14 protein-coding genes are annotated in these 18086 nt (G+C 76.2%); 12 read left to right on the top strand and 2 right to left on the bottom strand.

Annotated features, from left to right (window positions below; translation table 11 throughout):
* The first annotated feature begins 435 nt into the window (after positions 1–435).
* The 11 genes from LY71_RS12260 (at position 436) to LY71_RS12210 (ending at position 14689) form a co-directional block, all read left to right on the top strand.
* The gene (locus tag LY71_RS12260; RefSeq protein ID WP_106277817.1) at positions 436–1638 is read left to right on the top strand and encodes an acyltransferase family protein; all 1203 of its coding nucleotides are present in this window, start codon (positions 436–438) and stop codon (positions 1636–1638) included.
* Positions 1639–1824: 186 nt separating this feature from the next.
* The gene (locus LY71_RS12255) at positions 1825–2385 is read left to right on the top strand and encodes a DUF4396 domain-containing protein (protein ID WP_106277815.1); all 561 of its coding nucleotides are present in this window, start codon (positions 1825–1827) and stop codon (positions 2383–2385) included.
* Between the two features lie 95 nt (positions 2386–2480).
* Positions 2481–3458: an NAD-dependent epimerase/dehydratase family protein gene (locus LY71_RS12250; RefSeq protein WP_106277813.1), complete on the top strand. Its 978-nt coding sequence runs from the start codon at positions 2481–2483 to the stop codon at positions 3456–3458.
* 38 nt (positions 3459–3496) lie between these two features.
* A complete protein-coding gene (locus tag LY71_RS12245; RefSeq protein WP_106277978.1) occupies positions 3497–4204 on the top strand; it encodes an MBL fold metallo-hydrolase in 708 nt (235 codons plus the stop codon).
* A gap of 199 nt (positions 4205–4403) precedes the next feature.
* On the top strand, positions 4404–6737 hold the full coding sequence (locus LY71_RS12240) for a glycoside hydrolase family 65 protein (RefSeq protein ID WP_106277810.1): 2334 nt from the start codon (positions 4404–4406) through the stop codon (positions 6735–6737).
* 149 nt (positions 6738–6886) lie between these two features.
* Complete coding sequence (locus LY71_RS12235) at positions 6887–8665, top strand: sigma-54-dependent Fis family transcriptional regulator (protein ID WP_106277808.1); 1779 nt, start codon at positions 6887–6889, stop codon at positions 8663–8665.
* 98 nt (positions 8666–8763) lie between these two features.
* Positions 8764–10473: an FAD-dependent oxidoreductase gene (locus tag LY71_RS12230; RefSeq protein WP_106277806.1), complete on the top strand. Its 1710-nt coding sequence runs from the start codon at positions 8764–8766 to the stop codon at positions 10471–10473.
* Positions 10474–10515: 42 nt separating this feature from the next.
* Positions 10516–10980, top strand: coding sequence for a nuclear transport factor 2 family protein (locus tag LY71_RS12225; RefSeq protein WP_106277804.1), 465 nt, complete (start codon positions 10516–10518; stop codon positions 10978–10980).
* A 9-nt stretch (positions 10981–10989) separates the two neighbouring features.
* On the top strand, positions 10990–12744 hold the full coding sequence (locus LY71_RS12220; RefSeq protein WP_106277801.1) for an FAD-dependent oxidoreductase: 1755 nt from the start codon (positions 10990–10992) through the stop codon (positions 12742–12744).
* Positions 12741–13619: a dioxygenase family protein gene (locus LY71_RS12215; protein WP_211297301.1), complete on the top strand. Its 879-nt coding sequence runs from the start codon at positions 12741–12743 to the stop codon at positions 13617–13619. Before LY71_RS12220 ends, LY71_RS12215 begins: the two co-directional genes overlap by 4 nt.
* On the top strand, positions 13616–14689 hold the full coding sequence (locus LY71_RS12210) for a maleylacetate reductase (RefSeq protein WP_106277799.1): 1074 nt from the start codon (positions 13616–13618) through the stop codon (positions 14687–14689). Before LY71_RS12215 ends, LY71_RS12210 begins: the two co-directional genes overlap by 4 nt.
* A 37-nt stretch (positions 14690–14726) precedes the next feature.
* Here the strand turns inward: LY71_RS12210 and LY71_RS12205 are convergent, their stop codons facing one another.
* Complete coding sequence (locus LY71_RS12205) at positions 14727–15791, bottom strand: LacI family DNA-binding transcriptional regulator (RefSeq protein ID WP_106277797.1); 1065 nt, start codon at positions 15789–15791, stop codon at positions 14727–14729.
* A gap of 123 nt (positions 15792–15914) precedes the next feature.
* Between LY71_RS12205 and LY71_RS12200 the strand changes: the two genes are divergently transcribed.
* On the top strand, positions 15915–17117 hold the full coding sequence (locus LY71_RS12200; protein ID WP_106277795.1) for an MFS transporter: 1203 nt from the start codon (positions 15915–15917) through the stop codon (positions 17115–17117).
* Here the strand turns inward: LY71_RS12200 and LY71_RS12195 are convergent.
* Complete coding sequence (locus LY71_RS12195) at positions 17090–17980, bottom strand: ketopantoate reductase family protein (protein ID WP_106277971.1); 891 nt, start codon at positions 17978–17980, stop codon at positions 17090–17092. The two genes, LY71_RS12200 and LY71_RS12195, sit on opposite strands and share 28 nt — an antisense overlap.
* Between the last annotated feature and the right edge of the window lie 106 nt (positions 17981–18086).

The raw sequence follows: 18086 nt of genomic DNA, 5'->3' as shown, positions 1-18086 counted from the left end.
CCTCCCGCGCGCTCGCGGAGTCGCACACGGGCTCGTGACGACCTGCGGGACGTGCGACCCATGACTGGGCGGTCGTCCAGGAGGCCTCTGTCATCGCCGCCCCCGGACACCGACACGCGCGACGAGCAGGTGACGCAGAACGCCGGCGCAGCAGCAGGTCCGCACCGATCGGGTGCGGGCCTGCTCTCGTTGTGCAGGGCACCAGACGCCGGCGCGGACAGTGGTGTCCCGGACGTGGCCGGCAGGACGTCTGCCCGGCTGGCTCGGTCCGCCCACCGGCCCGGTTCCCCCGCTCGGGGAGCCGGGCCGGTGGCGGCTCCGCGGGCGGGTGCAGCCGAGGCGGGGTGCCGGGGGAGCGTGGGCGGCCCGGCCCCTCGACATGCCCCGGCGGGGCTGCGACCGTGCTGGCGACCGAGCAGCGCGGAGGGACTCCTCATGGCGACGACGGCGGCGGAGACGTCGGGGCGGGTCGACCGGTGGCCCGGACTCGACCTGGCACGGGCGGTCGTCGTCGGAGGCCTCATCCCGTTCCACGCCCTGCTGGTGTTCGACGCGACCGACGACTTCTACGTCAAGAGCGAACGCACCGCCGACCTCCTGCCGATCGTCGCCCCTGTCGTGGTGGTGGCGATGCCGCTGCTGTTCCTGGCCGCCGGCATCGGGACCTGGCACTCCTGGCAGGCCCACGGAGCCGGTGACCACCTGCGTCGGCGGCTGCGGCGGCTGCTCGTCCCGCAGGTGGTGGGCACCGTGCTGCTCGTCCCGCTGCCGGTGTGGCTCCGGCTGCGCGCGGACCCTGGCTACACCGAGTCCTACTGGGCCTTCTGGCCCCGCTTCTTCCGGGTGCGGTGGGAGTGGTCGGAGTTCCCGTTCGTCCTCCAGCCCGCTGCCGACGGCCGGGGCTTCGAGACGGGGCACCTGTGGTTCCTCCACCTCCTGCTCCTGTACTCGCTGGCGGTGGTGCCGCTCCTCGGCTGGCTGGGCTCCGCCCACGGCCGGAGGGCGGTGCGTGCGCTGGCCGACGGGGTGGGACGGCGCGGCATCGTCCTGCTGCCCGCGGTCCTCCTGGCAGGGATCGCCGCCGGACTCGGCCTGGACGAGGGGATCGCCGCGGGCAACGTCCTCGGCTACCTGGTCTTCTTCGCCGCCGGGGTGGTCCTGGCCACCGATGTGCGCTTCCGCCGGGCGGTGCGCCGCGACGCAGGCCCGGCCGCCGTGGCCGCCGTCGCACTGCTGGTCGGTGCAGGCGCGGCCGTGCTCGGCGGGGAGGCCGACCTCCTGCTCGACCGTGACCCGCTCACCCTCGCCGGGAGGGCGGCGTTCGGCGCAGCAGGGTGGTGCGCGGTCGTGGCGGTCCTCGGCGGGCTGGCCCGGCTGCGACCTCCGTCCGGCCGCGCGGGGCGCGACGGCGCGCGGGACGTCCGGGTCGTCGGCTACGTCACCGCGGCGGTGCTGCCCTGGTACGTGCTGCACCAGCCGGTCCTGGTCGCGGTGGCCTACCTCGTCGTCGGCAGTCCGCTGCACCCGGCTTTGGAGTACCTGCTGATCTGCGCGCTGTCCGCCGTCGTCACGCTGCTCGTCTACGACCTGCTGGTCCGTCGGACCGCGCTGACCCGGACCCTGTTCGGCGGAGCCTGAGCTGCTCCACCCGGCACGAGCGGCCGGCGGGGCGCCGGCGCGGTCGAGCGGTGGTCCCGGGATCGTCTCCCGAGGCGGACCGACACCCCTTGCGCGCAATACCCCATGGGGGTATCAATGGAGGAGTCGACGGGCGACGCGACGAAGGGGCGTCGCACCCGGTCGACGTCCGACCGAGGAGCAGAGATGGACCACTCGACGCATCCCCAGCGCCCCACCGGCCGCGCCCTGACCCGCCTGGCGGTCACGGCCACGCTGCACTGCCTCACCGGCTGCGCCATCGGCGAGGTGCTCGGCATGGTCATCGGCACCGCCCTGGGCTGGTCCGACGTGCAGACGATCGTGCTCGCCGTCGTCCTGGCCTTCGTGTTCGGCTACTCGTTCACCATCGGCCCGGTGATGCGTTCGGGCCTGTCGCTGCGCGCGGCGATCCCGATCGCGCTGGCTGCCGACACCCTCTCCATCACCGTGATGGAGGTCGTCGACAACGCGGTCGTGCTGCTGGTCCCCGGCGCGATGGAGGCCCACCTCGACAGCTGGCTGTTCTGGGGCGCGCTCGCCTTCGCCCTCGCGGTCGCGTTCGTCGTCACCGTGCCGGTCAACCGCTGGCTGATCAGCCGCGGCAAGGGGCACGCCGTCGTCCACGCCCACCACGGCGGCGGGCACGGCGGCGCGCAGCAGGCCGACGACGGCCGGCAGACCGCCGGCGCCCCCGGTGCGGGCCGGGGCCGGCACGGGCACCACTGATCCCGGGCGCCGGTGCCCGCCTGCGTCCGGGGCGGGTGCCGGCGGCGCGGCGGTGTCGTGCGGGGACCGGGCGGGACCCGTGCCAGGGTGTCGGCATGGCGGTGCTGGTGACCGGCAGCTCGGGGCACCTCGGCGAGGCGCTGGTGCGGGTGCTGCGCGCCGCGGGGGAGGACGTCGCCGGCCTCGACGTCGCGCCGTCGCGGTGGACCGACGTCGTCGCCTCGGTGACCGACCGGGCCGCCGTCCGGGCGGCGCTGGCCGGCGTCGACGCCGTGGTGCACACCGCCACGCTGCACAAGCCGCACGTCGGCACCCACGACCGGCAGGCGTTCGTCGACACCAACGTCACCGGCACGCTCACCGTGCTCGAGGAGGCCGCGGCCGCCGGTGTCGGCCGGGTCGTGGTCACCAGCACCACCAGTGCCTTCGGGCGGGCGCTGGTGCCCGCGCCGGGCGAGCCGGCCGCCTGGATCACCGAGGCGGTGCCGCCGCTCGTGCGCAACGTCTACGGCGCCACCAAGGTCGCCGCCGAGGACCTGTGCGAGCTCGTCGCCCGCGACACCGGCCTGCCGGTGGTCGTGCTGCGCACCGCGCGGTTCTTCCCCGAGGGCGACGACGCCGACGACGTCCGCGCCGCCTACGCCGACGACAACGCCAAGGTCAACGAGCTGCTGTCGCGGCGCGTGGACCTCGCCGACGTGGTCTCCGCGCACCGCGCCGCGCTGGACCGGGCGCCGGCCCTGGGCTTCGCGCGCTACGTCGTCAGCGCGACCACGCCGTTCCGGCCCGAGCACCTCGCCGAGCTGCGCACCGACGCCCCGGCCGTCGTGGGCCGGCTCTTCCCCGACGCGGCCGCGCTCTACCGGCGGCTGGGCTGGCGGCTGTTCCCGCGCATCGACCGGGTGTACGTCAACGCCGCCGCCCGCGCCGACCTCGGCTGGACGCCCGAGTACGACTTCCGTCGGGCGCTGGACCTGCTCGCCGAGGGCCGGCCGCCGCGCAGCGAGCTCGCGGTCGCGGTCGGCGCGAAGGGCTACCACGCGGAGCCGACCGGGCCGTACACCGTGCGCTGAGGGTGCCCGTGCCCGGGCGCGGCCCCTACCGTCGCGACATGGACCTGGTCGAGGTCGTGCCCGGCCTGCACCTGCTGCGGCTGGGCTTCGTCAACGCCTACCTGTGGCACGACGAGGACGGCGCCACGCTGGTCGACACCGGCCTGTCCGGCACCGGCCCCGCCATCGGCGCCGCCCTGGAGGAGCTCGGGCTGCACCGCGCCGACCTGCGCCGCATCGTGCTGACCCACTGCCACCCCGACCACTCCGGCTCGGCGGCCGAGCTCGCCGCGTGGTCGGGCGCCCCGGTGCTGGCCGGGCGCGCGGACGCCGCCGTCGTGCGCGGCGACGTCCCGGAGCCGCCGCCGGTGGTCACCGCGGCCGAACAGGACCTCTACGCCGTCGCGTCCGCCGACGTCCGGCCGGCGCCCGCCGTGCCGGTGGTGGACGCCCTCGACGAGGGGGACGTCCTCGACCTGGCCGGCGGGGCCGTCGTCCTCGGCGTGCCGGGCCACACGCCGGGCAGCATCGCCCTGCACCTGCCCCGGCACGGGGTGCTGCTGACCGGTGACACGATCGCCGGCGACCGCAGCGGGGACGGCGGGCCGGTGGTGCTCGGTCCGTTCAACACCGACCGGACGGCGGCGTGGGCCTCGCTGCAGCGGATGGCGGCGCTCGACGTCGAGGTCGCCTGCTTCGGCCACGGCCGGCCCGTGACCACGTCCGCCTCGGCGGTGCTGCGCGCGGCCACCGACCCCTTCGGCTGAGCGCGGTCGACGCGCGGTCGCACGAGCGCCCGGGCCGGCGCCGATCCCGGTCGGTGAGGCGGCTGCCGGCTGCGGAGCAGGCGCGCGCGTCCGGCTGCGTGGCGCCCGGATCGCGAGGGGCCGTGGCGGACGGTAGGACAGGGGTCGGACGCAGGTCCCCGGCGTCCGTCCTGTCCCGGACGACGCGAGCGAGGCCGACGTGACCGCCCCGACCCTCGACACCGACCCGTGGCTGGTCCGGGAGCCGCGGGTGGACCCGCGCACCCTCGCCGTCGCCGAGTCGGTGTTCAGCCTCTCCAACGGCTTCCTCGGCGTCCGCGGCACGCTCGACGAGGTCGAGCCCTTCGGCATGCGCGGCACGTACCTGTCCGGCGTCTACGAGACCCACCCGCTGTCCTATCCCGAGGGCGGCTTCGGCCAGCCGGAGGAGGGGCAGGCGCTGCTCACCGTCGCCGACGGCACGCCGCTGCGCCTCCTGGTCGACGGGGTCCCGCTGGACGTGCGCGAGGTCCCGCCGCAGGTCCACGAGCGCACCCTCGACCTGCGCGCCGGGACCCTCGACCGCCACGTGCGCTGGACGTCGCCGTCGGGCACGTCGGTGGAGGTGTCCTCGCGGCGGTTGGTCTCCCTGGCCGAGCGGTCGGTGTGCGCCGTGCGCTTCGAGGTCCGCGTGCTGGACGGGCGGGGGCACGTCGTCGTCCGGTCCGAGCTGGCCGCCGGCCAGGTGACGCCGGCCGGGGTGGACAACGACGACCCGCGGGTCGCGCCTGCCCTGGACGAGGCCTTCGAGCCGCACGCCCAGATCGGCCACGAGACCGGCGGCGCGCTCGTGGAGCGGACCCGCCGGTCGGGCATCACGGTCGCGGCCGCGGTCGCCCACCACGTCGACGGCGGGCGGGTGAGCACGCGGGTCGACGAGCAGCACGTCGTCACCACGGTCGCCGCCGACCTGGCGGCGGGGGAGAGCGTCACCGTCGTCAAGGTCGTCGCGTACAGCTGGTCGCACGACGCCGGGTCGGACTCCGTGGTCGGCCAGGCCTCGGCCGCCGTCAGCTCCGCGCTCGACCTCGGGTGGGACGGCCTGCTCGCCGGCCAGCGGGCCGTGCTCGACGAGCTGTGGGCGACCGCCGACGTCGAGGTCGACGGCGACGCCGAGCTCCAGCAGGCGCTGCGCTACACCGTCTTCCAGCTCTCCTGCTCCGCCGCCTGCATCTCCGGCGCCCCCGTCGGCGCCAAGGGGCTGACCGGCATCGGCTACAGCGGCCACACCTTCTGGGACGTCGAGGGGTTCGTGCTGCCCGCGCTGTCGCTGCTGCGCCCGGACGCGGCCGCCCGCCTGCTGCGGTGGCGCGCCGACACGCTCGACCTCGCCCGGGAGCGGGCGCGGACCCTGGGGCTCGAGGGGGCCTGCTTCGCCTGGCGCACCATCAGCGGACGCGAGGTCTCGGCGTACTGGCCCGCGAGCACGGCGGCGGTGCACGTCAACGCCGACGTCGCCCGCGCCTTCTGGCTGCACCAGAACGTCACCGGCCGCGACCTCGACTCCGTCGGCGGGCTGCCGGTGCTCGTCGAGACGGCACGGGCGTGGCGGTCCCTGGGCCACGAGGACGCCGCGGGCGCCTGGCACTGGCTCGGCGTGACCGGGCCGGACGAGTACACCGGCGTCGTCGACGACAACGTCTTCACCAACCTCATGGCCCGGCGCAACCTCCGGTGGGCCGCCGACGCGTGCGAGCGGCGGCCGGAGCTCGCGGCGGAGCTCGGCGTGGACCACGCCGAGACCGCCGCGTGGCGGTCGGCGGCCGACGCCGTGCACGTCCCGTGGGACGAGGGCCTGCGGGTGCACCCGATGAACGACGACTTCACGACCTACCGGGAGTGGCCGTTCGAGGAGCTGAGGGACTCCTACCCGGTCCAGGAGCACCACCACTACGCCGAGTTCTACCGCCGGCAGGTGCTCAAGCAGGCCGACCTCGTCCAGGCGCTGTGGTGGTGCCGCGACGACTTCACCGCCGAGGAGGTGGCGCGCGACCTCGAGTACTACGAGGCGCGGACCGTCCGGGACTCCTCGCTGTCGGCCGCCGTGCAGGCGGTCGTCTGCGCCCAGGCCCAGCACCCCGACCTCGCGCTGCGCTACCTGCGGGAGGCGGCCCTGGTCGACCTGCGCGACGTCCGGGGCGACACCGCCAACGGCCTGCACCTGGCCGCGGTGGGCGGGGCGTGGCTGGCCCTCGTCGCCGGCCTCGGCGGCCTCCGGGAGGACTCCGAGGACCTCGAGCTGGCGCCGCTGCTGCCGGCCGCGCTGTCCCGCACCGCCTACCGCGTCACGTGGCGCGGCAGCCTGCTGCGCGTCGAGACGACGCGGGAGGGCACCACCGTCACGCTGATGCGCGGCCCCGGGCCGGTGACCGTCGTCGTGGACGGCGAACGCCTGACCGTCACCGCCGACGCCCCGGCCACCGTGCCGCTGCGCACCCCCGACCCGCTGCTCGACGAGCCCCGCCAGCCGGCCGGCCGCGAACCCCGTACCTGAGGACGGGCCTCCGACCAGGGCGGCGCTGCCGATCGACCCCAGGACGACCCAGGACCCCTCGGGCGCCTGAGCCGCTCCGACCCCTGGCCTGCCCGAGGCGTCGGTGACAGGGTGACCGCCGAGCACCCGGCGGGCCGAGCGGAGGTGCCGTGACCGGATTCGACGCACTGACGGCGGAGGGGCTCTACCGCCTGCGGCGCGCCCGTGACGAGTTCCTGGCCGGCGGACTGCACGCGCGCACTCCTCCGGGCCTGCCGGCCGAGCTGGCCGCGGCCTGGCGGCGGGCGCTCTTCCTCGGGGTCGCGCCCGACCTCCCCGCCGTGCCGCGGGTCCCCGGTCCCCGGCACGCCTCGCTGGTGGCCGCCGCCTCCCCGGTGCTCGAGCGGCTGGCCGACAGCCTCTCGGCCGCCGATCTGGCGGTGGTGCTCTCCGACGCGCGCGGCCGGGTGGAGGTGGTCCAGGCGCAGAGCCCCGAGGTCCGCCGGCACCTCGAGCGCATCGACACCGGCCCGGGTGCGGACCTGTCGGAGACGACGACCGGTCTCAACGGCATCTCCGCCGTCGTCGAGACCGGACGGCCGGCGCTGGTCCGCGGCCCCCAGCACGTCCTCGGGCTCTACCAGGACACCGCCTGCGCAGGTGCTCCCATCCGCGACCCGCTGGACTCCCGGCTGCGCGGCGTGCTGTCCCTGGTCTGCGGACTCGACGTCCCGCCGGTGCTGCTGTCCACCCTGGTCGACACCGCCGCCGCCGCGATCGAGCGGGAGCTGCTGCACCACACCGAGCCCCGCGAGCGGGTGCTGCTCGACGCCTTCCTCCCGGAGCGGGCACGCACCCCGGCCGTGCTGGCCCTCGACGGGCGCACCCGGATCGTCAGCGACCCGGCGGGCTCGCTGCTCGTCGACCCCGACCTGGCCGACCTCGAGGACCTCGCCGCGACGGCGGTGCGCGACGACCGGCTCGCCACCACCCGGCTGCGGCTGCCGGGCAGCGGGCACGTCGCCCGGCTGCGCGAGGTGCTGCACGGCGGCGTGGTCGCCGGTCTCCTCGTCACCCTCGAGACACCGGACGCTCCGCCGTCCACCCCGCTCGGGATCGCGCCCGGACGTCCGGTCCCCGAGGCGCTGCCGCGGCTGGTCGGGAGCTCGCCGGCCTGGCAGGCGCTGCTCCGCCGCGCCTCGCAGCTGGGGGACGCCCGCGTGCTCGTCGTCGTCGGTGAGTGGGGCAGCGGCCGCAGCGCCGTCGCGCGCGCGGTCGGCACCCGGCAGGGGCGGGCGGTCACCGAGGTGGAGGCCGTCGACGCCGTCACCGAGGACCCCGCGACCTGGCTGGCCGGTGTCGCCGGGGCGCTCGCCGACGACGCGCAGGTCGTCGTCCGCGGCGCCGACGCGCTGCCCGCCCGGACGGCCGCCAGCCTGCGCGACCTGGCCCACCGCTGCGACAGAGGTGTGCTCGCCCTCACCGGCGGGGTGCCCCAGGACGGCCGCCCCTGGTACCGGGACCTGGTGCCGGCGGGCCCGGCGGCGGTCGTCGAGGTCCCGCCCCTGCGCGACCGGGGTGCGGACGTCCCGGCGCTCGTCGCCGCCCTCTCCGCGCCGCTGGTGCCGCGGGGGCTGCGCCTGGCCCTCGACGCCGAGGCGGCGCTGCGCCGGTGGGCGTGGCCGGGCAACGTCGAGGAGCTGCGCGCGCTGGTCGCGCGGCTGTGCCGCGAGGTCGGCGAGGACCGGCCGGTGACCTCGGCCGACCTGCCGGAGGAGCTGCGCCGCGTGACGCGGGTCTTCACCGGGCTGGAGCAGGCCGAGCGGACGGCGATCCGCGCGGCGCTGCAGGCCTCGGCGGGCAACCGCTCCCGCGCCGCGGACACCCTCGGCATCGGCCGGACCACCCTGTACCGCAAGCTCCGCTACTACGGACTCGACGGCGGCTGAGCGGCGGGCGGGTGTGCCGAAACGGCACACCCGCCACGGGTCCGGCGGCTCCACGCTCGGGGTGTCCTGAACCACACCCGGATCCGGCGAGGTACCCCGTGACCAGCACCCCCGCGCCCCCGCACGCCCCGGCCCGCGAGTCGGCGGCGCCCGTGCCCGACGACCGCCCGGCAGACGTCGTCGCCGACGTGGTCGTCGTCGGCGGCGGTGGCGGTGGACTGCCGACCGCCCTCTTCAGCCGCTGGCTGGGCAACGAGGTGGTCCTCCTCGAGAAGGCCGACGTCCTCGGGGGCACGGCCCGCAAGGCGGCCTTCTGGTACTGGGTCCCGGCCAACGAGCCGATGCGCGCGGCCGGCATCGCCGACGAGGAGCCCGACTTCCTGCGCTACGTCGCCCGCCTGGCCCGGCCGACGGCCTACGACCCCGAGTCGCCGACCCTGGGTCTGTCGCCGTGGGAGTACGACATGTGCCGCGCCATCTACGCCAGCGCCTCCCCGGCCGCCGAGCTGCTCGCCGAGCGTGGCGCGCTGGAGTACCGGCACTGCGCGGGGGTCCCCGACTACTGGTCGGAGCTGCCCGAGGACAAGGCGCCGACCGGGCGCGTCCTCGTGCCCGCCGGTGCCCGCGAGAGCATGTCCGACGGTGGTCTGGTCGCGGTCGCCTCGATGAGCGCGGCCGCCTCCCGGGACGGCGTCGACGTCCGCACCGGGCACCGCGTGCAGCGCCTGGTGACCCGCGACGGCGCGGTCGTCGGGGTCGAGGCCACCACCGCCGACGGGCGCACCTCCCGCGTGGCCGCCCGCAAGGCCGTCGTGTTCGCCACCGGCGGTTTCACCCACGACGTCGACCTCCGCCGCAACTTCCTCCACGCGCCGGTCTACGGCGGGTGCGCCGCCAGCACCAACGAGGGCGACTTCCTCGCCATCGCCGGCCCGGTCGGCGCGCAGCTGAGGAACATGAACTACGCCTGGATGTGCCCGATCCCGCTGGAGAAGGCCGTCGCCCGGGACCCGGGCATGAGCGGCATGTTCTCCGTCGCCGGCGACTCGATGGTCTTCGTCGACAAGACCGGTCGCCGGGTGGTCAACGAGAAGCTCCAGTACAACGAGCTGGCCCAGCGCTTCTTCGCCTACGACGGCGACCGGGGCGAGTACCCCCACCTCGTGCTCGTCCAGGTCTGGGACCAGCGCAGCCAGGACCACTCCGCCAGTGACGAGTACGGCCGGCTGATCGTGCCGCCCGGCACCGACGACGCGCACGTCATCCGGGGCGAGACGCTGGAGGAGCTGTCCGCCGCGATCGCGCGACGGCTGGAGCGCTACCGCGGCGTCACCGGGGGCCTCACCCTCGCCCCCGACTTCGCCGCCACGCTGCGGCAGACGATCGAGCGGTTCAACGGCTTCGCCGAGCGTGGGGTGGACGAGGACTTCCACCGCGGCGAGAAGCCCGTGCAGCTGCTGTTCAACGGCGTCGTCAAGGACGAGCCCGGCCGGACCAACCCGACCATGTGGCCCATCAGCGACCGCGGCCCCTACTACGCCGCCCTGGTCACCGGCGGGACGCTCGACACCAAGGGCGGCCCGAGGACCAACCCCGACGGTCAGGTCCTCGACGACACCGGCACCCCCGTGCCCGGTCTCTACGGCGTCGGCAACTGCGTCGCGTCGGCCTCGGCGCAGGCCTACTGGGCCGGTGGCGCGACCCTCGGCCCGATCATCGCCTTCGCCCACCGTGCCGCCCAGGCCGCCGACCGCGAACCGGTCCGCGAGCCGGCCGCTGCCCCGTCGTCCCAGCTGACCCCCGCCTGACGCCGGCCCCGCACCCACCCCATCCGAGGAGAGGACACCACCGTGGCGATCGCGACCCTGACCATGACCGACGAGCAGCGCAAGTCCGTCGCGCTCGAGTACCTGAAGGCCTTCGACAACGCCGGGGTCACCTCGACCGGCGGCAGCATCCTCGACCTGTTCGCCGCCGACGCGCAGGTGATGTTCCCCAAGTGGGGACTGGCGACGGGCAGGGAGCAGATCGGTCGGCTCTTCGCCGACGTCGGTGGGTCACTGGCCTCGATCACCCACCACTACGCCGAGTTCACCTGGGTCTTCTCCGGGTCCGACCTCGTCGTCGTCGAGGGCACCAGCCACGGGGAGCACAAGGAGGGGCCGTGGCGGGCCGGGGTGCCCGAGTGGGGCGCGGGCCGGTGGTGCGACGTGTTCGAGATCCGCGACTTCCTGATCCAGCGCTGTTTCATCTACCTGGACCCGGACTACGCCGGCAAGGACACCGCCCGCTACCCGTGGCTGAGCGAGAGCTGAGGAGATCCCGTGCCCACCCTCGAGACCGACGTCCTGGTGGTCGGCAGCGGACCGGCCGGCTCGGCCGCCGCGCTGGCCCTGGCCACCTACGGCGTCGACACCACCGTCATCACCAAGTACGGGCAGCTGGCCGACACCCCGCGGGCGCACATCACCAACCAGCGCACGATGGAGGTGCTGCGCGACCTCGGCGTCCAGCGCGAGGTCGAGGCCGAGGCCACGCCGCAGCACCTCATGGGCAACCTCGTCTACTGCACCTCCATCGCCGGCGAGGAGCTCGGCCGGCTGCACGCCTGGGGCACCCGGCCCGACCGGACGGCCGACTACTCCGCCGCCAGCCCCACGCGGATGTGCGACATGCCCCAGGACCTCATGGAGCCCCTGCTCGTGCACGCCGCCCAGTCGCGCGGGGCGACGGTCCGGTTCGACACCGAGTTCGTCTCCCTCGAGCAGGACGACGACGGCGTCACGGTGCACGTCCGCGACCGGCTGCGCGGCGACGAGTACGACGTCCGCGCCCGCTACGTCGTCGGTGCCGACGGCGGCCGCAGCCAGGTGGCCGAGGCGGTCGGCCTGCCGCTGCGCGGGCAGATGGGCGTCGGCGGCAGCATCAACATCGTCTTCGAGGCCGACCTGTCGCACCTGGTCGCCGACCGCCCGTCGGTCCTCTACTGGGTGCTGCAGCCCGGTGCCGACGTCGGCGGCATCGGCGCGGGCCTGGTGCGGATGGTCCGGCCCTGGCACAAGTGGCTGATCGTCTGGGGCTACGACATCGACGGCCCGCCGCCGGACCTCACCGAGGAGTACGCGCTCGGGATCGTGCGCCGGCTGATCGGCGACGACTCGGTTCCGGTGACCATCACGTCGAGCTCGGCGTGGACCGTGAACCACCTGGCCGCCGAGCGCTACTCCGCCGGCCGGGTGTTGTGCGCCGGGGACGCGGTGCACCGGCACCCGCCGTCGAACGGGCTGGGCTCCAACACCTCCATCCAGGACGCCTACAACCTGGCGTGGAAGCTGGCCGCCGTCCTCCGCGGGCAGGCCGGACCGGGCCTGCTGGAGACCTACTCGGCCGAGCGGGCGCCGGTGGGCCGGCAGGTGGTCGACCGGGCCAACCAGTCGATCGCCGACACCGCGCGGATCTTCGACGCGCTCGGCCTGCTCGACACCTCCGACCCCGACCTGATGGTCGAGCACATGGCCGCCCGCAAGCAGGCCACGCCGGAGGCGGAGAAGCAGCGCGCGGCGCTGCGCGAGGCGATCGCGTTCAAGGACTACGAGTTCAACTGCCACGGCGTGGAGATGGACCAGCGCTACGAGTCGACGGCGGTGGTGCCCGACGGCACGCCGCCCGAGGAGCCGGTGCGCGACCCGGAGCTGTACTCGCACGTGTCCTCGCGGCCCGGCGCCAAGCTGCCGCACGCCTGGCTGACCGGGCCCCGGCGCCGGCAGGTCTCCACCCTCGACCTCGGTGGGCAGGGCCGGTTCACCGTCTTCACCGGCATCGGCGGGGACGCCTGGGTGCGCGCCGCGGCCACCGTGGGGGAGCGGCTCGGCGTCGAGGTGGCCGCGGTCGTCGTCGGGCCCGGCCAGCGGTACGACGACCTCTACGGCGACTGGGCGCGGGTGCGCGGCACCGACGACGGCGGCGTGCTGCTCGCCCGTCCGGACAACTACGTCGCCTTCCGGTCGGCCGGCCCCGTGCCCGACGCCGAGGCCGCGCTCGAGGCCGCCCTGCGCACGGTGCTGGACCGGCCGGCGTGAGCGGGGAGCTGTTCAGCGAGGAGCGGTCGGCGGAGGTGGTCGCGGCCAGTTTCGCGAACACCCCGGACCCGCGGCTGCGGCAGGTGCTGACCTCGCTGGTGGGTCACCTGCACGCCTTCGTCAAGGACGTGGAGCTCACCGAGGCGGAGTGGGCGGTGGCGATCGACTTCCTGACCCGCACCGGCCACACGAGCGACGCGGTGCGCCAGGAGTTCATCCTGCTCTCCGACGTCCTGGGGGTGTCGATGCTGGTGGAGACGATCAACCACCGCACCGGCGGCACGTCGACCGAGTCCACGGTGCTCGGCCCGTTCCACATGGTGCAGTCCCCGCCCCGGCGGCTCGGCGACGACATCGCCCTCGACGGCAAGGGCACCCCGTGCCTGGTGTCGGGGCAGGTCACCGGCCCGGACGGCGAGCCGCTGGCCGGCGCGACCGTGGACGTGTGGCAGACCAACGAGGACGGCTTCTACGACGTGCAGCAGCCCGGCATCCAGCCGCCGGGCAACCTGCGCGGGTTGTTCACCGCCGACGAGCAGGGCCGGTTCTGGTTCCGGTCGGTGGTGCCGCGGTTCTACCCGATCCCCGACGACGGGCCGGTGGGACAGCTGCTGGCCGCCACCGGGCGGCACCCCAACCGGCCGGCGCACCTGCACTTCATCGCCGACGCACCCGGGTACCGGCCGGTGACCACGCACGTGTTCGTGGCCGACTCCCCGTACCTGGACTCCGACGCGGTGTTCGGGGTCAAGGAGAGCCTGGTGCGCGAGGTGCCCGAGGTCGACGACCCGGCGCGGGCGGCGGAGGTGGGGCTGGCCAACCCGTTCCGGACGCTGACCTTCGACCTGTCGCTGCTGCGCGAGGACCGCGCGTGATCGCGCCGTTCGCCTACACCGCGCTGCCGATGCGGGTGGTGTTCGGACCCGGGTCGCTCGCCCGGCTGCCCGAGGAGGTCGCCGCCCTGGGCCTGGGACGGGTGCTGGTGCTGTGCTCCCCGGAGCAGGCGGACACCGGCCGGACGGTCGCCGACGCGCTGGGGGAGCGGGCGGCCGGGGTGCTGCCCGAGGCGCGGATGCACGTGCCGGTCGAGGTCGCCTCCCGCGCACAGGAGCTGGCCCGGGGCGCCGGCGCCGACGGCTGTGTGGCCGTCGGCGGCGGCTCGGCGATCGGGCTGGGCAAGGCCGTCGCGCTGGCGCACGGGCTGCCGGTCGTCGCGGTGCCGACCACCTACGCCGGCTCGGAGATGACCCCGATCTGGGGACTGACCGAGGCCGGCGCCAAGCGCACCGGCCGCGACCCCCGCGTGCTGCCGAGGAGCGTCGTCTACGACCCCGAGCTCACGCTCACCCTGCCGCCGCAGCTGTCGGTCACCTCCGGCGTCAACGCGGTCGCGCACGCCGTGGAGGGCCTCTACGCCCCCGACGCCAGCCCGATCGTCTCCCTGATGGCCGAGGAGGGGGTGCGGGCGCTGGCCGCCGCGCTGCCCGCCGTGGTCGCCGACGGCGCCGACCCGGCGGCCCGCGGCGAGGCCCAGTACGGCGCGTGGCTGTGCGGCGCGGTGCTCGGCGCGACCACCATGGGTCTGCACCACAAGCTGTGTCACACCCTCGGCGGCACCCTCGACCTGCCGCACGCACCCACCCACACCGTCGTCCTGCCGCACGCGCTGGCCTACAACGCCCCGGCCGCACCCCGGGCCGTGGCGGCCCTGTCCCGGGCCCTGGGCGGGGCGTCCGACCCCGCCCGGGCGCTGTGGGAGCTGGCCGGCCGGCTCGGCGCCCCCCGCTCCCTCGCCGAGCTGGGCATGGCCGAGGACGACGTCGCCCGCGTCGCCGACCTCGCCGTGGCCGACCCCTACGCCAACCCCCGCCCGGTCACCCGCGACGGCGTGGCGGCCCTGCTGCACGCCGCCTGGGCCGGGGAGCCGCCCGCCCCAGGAGGCTGAGGACGACCCGCCGAGGGCCCGGCCGAGGCGACGCGGCTCAGCCCGGGGCCGGCCCGGTGGTGGTGCCGACCGAGACGTGCACGTCGAGGACGACGTCCTCCGGGCGCCGGCCCTCGACCAGCTCGGCGACCGCCCGGCCCACCACGCGGCCCTTCTCCGTGGTCGGCTGCGCGACGGTGGTCAGCCGGACCGGCGCGAGCCACGGCAGCTCCACGCCGTCGAAACCGGCCACGCTGACGTCCTCGGGCACCCGCAGTCCCAGTTCCTGGGCGGCGCGCAGCACGCCGGCGGCCATGAGGTCGCTCTGCGCGACGACGGCGGTGGGCCGGTCGGCGGCCGGGACGTCGAGCAGCGCCCGCCCGGCCCGCTCGCCCTCCCCGACCGAGTTGCTCGCGCCCTCCACCGCCGGCACCGGCCCGAACACCTCCTCGACGCCGAGCAGCCGCTCGCGCACGTCGCGGTAGTGCGCGCGTGCCCGGCGGGCCGCGGTGACCGGTCCGCGGGTGCCGTCCAGCCGCAGCGGCATGGCGACGACGGCGACGCGGCGGTGCCCGAGCCCGGCGAGGTGCCGGGCCAGGTCCGCCGTCCCGCGCCGGTCGTGGATGCCGATGAACACGACGTCGTCCAGCCGGGGCCCGTCGACGGCGACGACCGGCACCCCGCGGCGCTGCAGGTGCGCCAGGGCGGGGTCGTCCTCGAGCCCGCAGGTGGCGTAGACCGCGGCGTCGAGCGGCACGTGCGCCAGCTGGTCGACCGTCGGGCCCTGCCGGTCGGCGTCCCCGGGCAGGAGCAGCAGGCCGACGCCGAGCGGGCTGAGCACCTCGGTGACGCCGTCGAGCAGCTGCACCGCCACGGGGTCGGTGAACGCATAGGCCAGCCGCTCGCCGATCATCGCGCCGACCACCCCGCTGCGGCGGGACCGCAGCGAGCGGGCGACCGGGTCCGGCCCGGCGTAGCCCAGTTCCGCGGCCGCGGCCAGGACGCGCTCGCGGGTGGCCGGCGCGACCCGCGAGGACCCGGAGAAGGCCAGGGACGCCGTGGACGGCGCCACCTCGGCGCGCGCGGCGACGGTGGCCAGGGTCGGCCGGTTCCGGTCGGTCACGCGCGCCTCCTGAGCGGACGGGGTCACCACGACGCTACGGCCGTGGCGCGCCGCCCTCCAGGACACGGTGTCGAATCGATTCGATAAGGTGGTTCCCGGCCGCACCGACGCCGAGGGAGAGCTGTGACGACCAGCACCACCGCCCCGACGGTCGGGCGCGCACGCACCGCCGTGGCGACCGCCTTCATCGTCAACGGGTTCGCCTTCGCGTCGTGGATCTCGCGGGTGCCGGCCGCCCGCGACACGCTCGACCTCTCCGCCGCCCAGCTCGGCCTGCTGCTGCTGTGCCTCGCTCTCGGCTCGGGTGTCGCGCTGCCGGCCACCGGCCCGGTCGTGCACCGCCTCGGCCCGGCGCGCACCGTGCTGGCCGGCGCCGCCGTCACCACGACGGGCCAACTCCTGCTCGCCGCCGGTCTCGGCACCGCCTCGGTCCCGCTGGCCGCGGTGGGGCTGGCGCTCACCGGCGCCGGCGTCGGCGGCTGGGACGTCGCCATGAACATCGAGGGCGCCGCCGTCGAGCGGCGGCTCGCCCGCCCGCTCATGCCCCGGCTGCACGCCGGGTTCAGCCTCGGCACGGTGGCCGGCGCGCTGCTCGGTGCCGCGGCGGCGGCGCTGGCGCTCCCGCTGCCGGTGCACCTGGTCCTCGTGGCGGCGGCGTCCTTCGCCGCGATCGCGCTCGCCGTCCGCTCGTTCCTCCCCGCGGACCCCGACGAGGAGGCCGCCCGGTCGGAGGGGTCCGGCGTCGGGCGCGCCTGGCGCGAGCCGCGCACGCTGCTGGTCGGCGCGCTCACGCTCGCCTTCGCGTTCACCGAGGGCAGCGCCAACGACTGGCTGGCCGTGGCGCTGGTCGACGGGCAGGGCGTCTCGGAGGCGGCCGCCGCGGTCGGGTTCGCCTGCTTCGTGACGGCGATGACCGCCGTCCGGGTGCTGGGCGGCTCGCTGCTCGCGCGGTGGGGCCGGGTGGCCACCCTGCGGGGAGGCGGCGCGACCGCCGTCCTCGGGCTGCTGCTGTTCGTCGTCGCGCCGTCGCTGCCGCTGGCCGTCGCGGGCGCGGTGCTCTGGGGCGCCGGCGCGGCGCTCGGCTTCCCGGTCGGCATGAGTGCCGCCGCCGACGACCCCGCGCGGGCGGCCGCGCGGGTCTCGGTGGTCAGCTCGATCGCCTACACCGCGTTCCTCGCCGGCCCGCCGCTGATCGGCGTCGTCGCCGAGGCCACCGGGATCGTCGACGCGCTGCTCGTCGTCCTCGTCGTGCTGGCGGCAGGCCTGTTCGCCGCCGGCGCCACCCGGCCGCTGGACGCTCAGCCGGCCGAGAGCTCCGCGACGTAGCGGGCGGTCACCGGGACGGCGAGGCCGTGCCGCCCGGCCGCGCGGACGACGGCGCCGCCGATCGCGTCGAGCTCGGTCGGCCGGCCCGCCTCGGCGTCGCGCTGCATGGACGAGCGCATCCCGGCCGGGACCCCGTCGAAGAACGCCACCACCGCCTCGGCGTCGGTCGGGGCGCCCTCGGCGCCGGCCACCGCCGCGACCTCGGCGACCAGGGCGAGCAGGTCGTCGCGGCGCTGCTCGCGGACCTCGCCCGCCGTCGCCCGCGCCGACGTGGTGAGCAGCGCGAACGGTGCCAGGAACGCGAGCTTGCCCCACAGCACGGCCGCGGCGTCGTCCCCCACCCGCACGGCGACGCCCGCGCGCCCGAGCAGCTCGGCCAGCCCCCGCACCCGCTCCTCGAGCGCGCCGGTGGCGACCAGGTCGACGGAGACGAACGGGCTCCCGTGCCGGACGACGCCCGGCGCCGTGCGCGTGCTCTCCACCCGGATCGCGGCCGGGACGACGCCGGCGTCGGGGTAGCGCCGCCGCAGTTCCTCGACGTGCTCGACGCCGTTGAGGAACGGCACCAGCAGCGCGCCGCCGAGGACGCCGGCCGGCACCCGCGCCAGGGCGGCGTCGAGCTGCGTGGCCTTGACGCAGACGAGGCAGACGTCGACCGGCTCGGTCAGCTCCTCGGCGGCGTCCACCCGGGCCGTGGAGTCGCCGAGCTGGGCGCTCGCCAGGCGGATGCCGTCGCGGCGCAGGACCTCGACCGTGTCCGCGCCCGCCAGGCAGGTGACCTCCGCGCCCACCCGCGCCAGCAGGGCCGCCAGCAGCCCGCCGACACCGCCCGGTCCGAGCACCGCCACCCGCTGCGTCGTCATGCCGGTCATGCAAGCACCACTCCCGCTGGTCGGCGCTGCGGTCAGCGCTGTGGGCTCTCACCTCCCCACATCTCCTCGCCCGTCACCTCCCTGACCTGCGGGAACT

The organism is Geodermatophilus tzadiensis (assembly GCF_003002915.1).
GTDB lineage: Bacteria > Actinomycetota > Actinomycetes > Mycobacteriales > Geodermatophilaceae > Geodermatophilus > Geodermatophilus tzadiensis.
The sequence above is the reverse complement of the archived record's forward strand: the minus strand, read 5'-3'. Positions and strand labels throughout refer to the sequence as shown.